The following is a 3,020-nucleotide window of genomic DNA, read 5'->3' as shown; positions in this document are numbered from 1 at the left end:
GTTCAACCCTGCGACTCTTCGACCCAATACGCAGGTTGGGCGGGACTGGACCCTTTCAGGCCGCGCCCTCCAGGGCCGGGCGCGCCCACCGCACCGCCACGCGGGCGCCGCGCGCAGGGCTGCGGGCGTCGGAGGGGACTTCGGGCCGCGGCAGACCCTGGCCGACGCTGACCACGCCCCCGGTCCGCTCCAGCAGGGTGCGGGCGATGAAGAAGCCCAGACCCATGCCGCCCTGGCTGGGGGCGATGGGCGTCTCGGCCCCGGTGTTGCGCCGCCGGGACGTGGCGGCGGCGATCTGGGCGGCCAGGGCCAGGCGCGCCTTGCCCTGGGGGCGGCTGGTCACATAGGGCTCGCCCAGCCGGGGCAGGATGTCGCTGGCGAAGCCGGGGCCGTCGTCCAGGATGGCGATCTCGATCCAGCCGGCGTCGACCAGGGCCTGGACCCGCACGGTGGAGGCGGCGAAATCGGCGGCGTTCTCGACCAGGGTCGACAGGCCGTGGACCACCTCGGGCATCCGGCGCACGCGCGGGGCGGGCTGGCCGGGCGGGGTCTTGACCAGAACCTCGAAGTTCAGATCAAACCCCCGATGCGGCTCAACCACCTCCTCCAGCAGGGCCTTCAGCGCCACATCGGCATACAGGGCGTCGTCGCCCTCGGGCTGTTGCGACAACTGGGTCAGTATGCCCCGGCACCGCTCGGCCTGTTGCAGGATCAGGGCGGCGTCCTCGGCCGCGTCGCTGTCGGGGGCCGAGGCGCGCTGAAGCTCCTTGGCCACCACCTGGATGGTCGCCAGCGGCGTGCCCAGCTCGTGCGCCGCCGCCGCCGCCAGCCCGCCCAGGGCCGCCAGCCTCTGCTCACGCTGCAGCACGTCCTGGGTCGTGGCCAGGGCCAGTTCCAGCTTCTCGGCGTCGGCCGCCACCCGCCAGGCGTAGCCGGCGGTGAACACCACTCCCGTCACCAGGGCCATGGCCATGCCGAGCCGATAGAGCAGGGGCAGGTGGAAATTCTCGTGGGCGCGCCAGGGCAGGGGCTCGGACCAGAAGAACAGCACCCCGACCGCGATCAGGGCCAGCAGGCCCAGCAACAGGGCCTGGCGCGCGGGCAGGGCCGCCGCGGCGATCGTCACCGGCGCCACCAGCAGCAGGCAGAAGGGGTTCTCCAGCCCGCCGGTCAGGCCCAGCAGCAGGCCCAGCTGGAAGATGTCGAACCCCAGATGGACGGCCGTGGTTCGCCCGTCCGGCAGGCTGGCCTCCAGTCGTCTCACCCGCGCCATGGCCCCGACATTGACCGCCGCGCTGACGGCGATGACGATCAGGCAGGGCCACAAGGGCAGTGGGAAGTGCAGGCCCTGCGACGCCGTCAATATGGCCACGCTCTGGCCCAGGATCGTCAGCCAGCGCAGGACGATCAGGGTCCGCAGCGAAAAGCCGCGCCCCCGCCGCGGCGCCTCGCGCCAACCCGCTTCGGACAGGCCGGCGTCGGCCAAGGAAGCGCCGGACAGACTCCCCTCTGAAGGGGCCGGGGGCGCATGCGGCGCGATGCGGTCTTCTGTCGAGGTCACGGGCCTTCTATAGACCGGGTCTGAGGTTTTCGTCAGAGGTCGTCATGCCGCGTCGTTCCATCCTGCTGTTCGCAGGCGCCTGTATCGCCATCGCCGCCGCCCTGGCCATCGTCACCGTGGTGGTGGTGTCAGGCCGTGGCCCGGCGGCTGGCGAGGTCTCCTCCACTGGCCAGCCCCTGGTCGGCGGCGACTTCCAGCTGGTGAACCAGGACGGGGCGCCCGTCGATCAGACGATGCTGAACGGCAAATGGAGCCTGGTCTTCTTCGGCTTCACCTACTGCCCCGAATTTTGCCCCACCACCCTGGCCGAACTGGGCGCGGTGCAGCAGCGGCTGGGCGACAAGGCCGACAACCTCCAGATCGTCTTCGTCAGCATCGACCCCGAACGCGACACGCCCCGGCAGCTGAAGGACTATCTGTCCTCAGACGGCTTCCCCAAAGGGACCATCGGCCTGACAGGCACGCCGGAACAGGTCGCCCAGGCGGCCAAGGCCTATCGCGCCTATTACGAGAAGGTCGGCGAGGGCGAGGGTTACACGATGAACCACTCGCTGACCGTCTATCTGATGGGCCCGGACGGCAAGTTCCGCACCGCCGTCGCCTATGGCCTGGGCCCGGACAAGGCGACCAAGATCATCGAAGACGCGATGGCGCGGGGTTAACCCCGCTCCTTGGTCTTGGTGAAGGCCACCTTGGGGAAGCGTTCGCCGACATAGCCGGTCTCCCAGCTGGACTTGGCCAGGAAGACCGGGGCCTGGTCGATGTCGCGGGCCATCTGGGGGCGGTATTTGCCGCTGAAGTCCTCGATGTCCGCGTCGGTTCCCCCCGAAGCTGGAGTGACCCAGCGCGCCTCGGCGTAGGGGGACGGCTCGAAGATGACGTCCAGGCCGTATTCCTCGCCCAGGCGGTCGGCCATGACCTCGAACTGCAGCTGGCCCACGGCGCCGACGATGAAGTCGGACCCGATCTCGGGCCGGAACAGCTGGGTCACGCCTTCTTCGGCCAGGCCTTCCAGCGCCTTCTTCAGGTGTTTGGCCTTCAGCGGATCCTTGACCCGCACCCGTTGCAGGATTTCCGGCGCGAAGTTGGGCAGGCCGGCGAACCGCACCACCCCGCTTTCCGACAGGCTGTCGCCGACGCGCAGCACGCCATGGTTCGGAATGCCGATCACGTCGCCGGCGAAGGCGTCGTCGGCCAGTTCGCGGTCGCTGGCGAAGAACATGATCGGCGCATTGACCGACAGGGACTTGCCCGTGTTCTGCACCTTCAACTTCATGCCGCGCTTGAAGGCGCCCGAGGCCATGCGGAACATGGCGATCCGGTCGCGGTGGTTGGGGTCCATATTGGCCTGGACCTTGAAGACGAAGCCGGTGACCTCGTCGGCGCCGGGCTCGACCACCGTATCGACGGGGGCAGGGGCGTTGCGGGTCTCGGGCGGGGATTCCTTCTTGGCCTTCAT

General features: G+C 69.5%; 3 protein-coding genes. 1 reads left to right on the top strand and 2 read right to left on the bottom strand.

Annotated features, from left to right (window positions below):
* Window positions 1–55 precede the first annotated feature (55 nt).
* On the bottom strand, window positions 56–1,561 hold the full coding sequence (locus ER13_RS16780) for an ActS/PrrB/RegB family redox-sensitive histidine kinase (RefSeq protein ID WP_231492585.1): 1,506 nt from the start codon (window positions 1,559–1,561) through the stop codon (window positions 56–58).
* A 44-nt stretch (window positions 1,562–1,605) separates the two neighbouring features.
* Between ER13_RS16780 and ER13_RS16775 the strand changes: the two genes are divergently transcribed.
* Window positions 1,606–2,223: an SCO family protein gene (locus ER13_RS16775; protein WP_035311141.1), complete on the top strand. Its 618-nt coding sequence runs from the start codon at window positions 1,606–1,608 to the stop codon at window positions 2,221–2,223.
* On the opposite strand, the gene ER13_RS16770 is transcribed toward ER13_RS16775, so the two are convergent.
* A partial coding sequence (locus tag ER13_RS16770) for an EF-Tu/IF-2/RF-3 family GTPase (RefSeq protein ID WP_368664391.1) occupies window positions 2,220–3,020 on the bottom strand: 801 nt, incomplete at its 5' end. The two genes, ER13_RS16775 and ER13_RS16770, sit on opposite strands and share 4 nt — an antisense overlap.

This window comes from Brevundimonas sp. EAKA, from assembly GCF_000698025.1.
In the GTDB taxonomy this organism is placed as follows: Bacteria; Pseudomonadota; Alphaproteobacteria; order Caulobacterales; family Caulobacteraceae; genus Brevundimonas; species Brevundimonas mediterranea_A.
The sequence above is the reverse complement of the archived record's forward strand: the minus strand, read 5'-3'. Positions and strand labels throughout refer to the sequence as shown.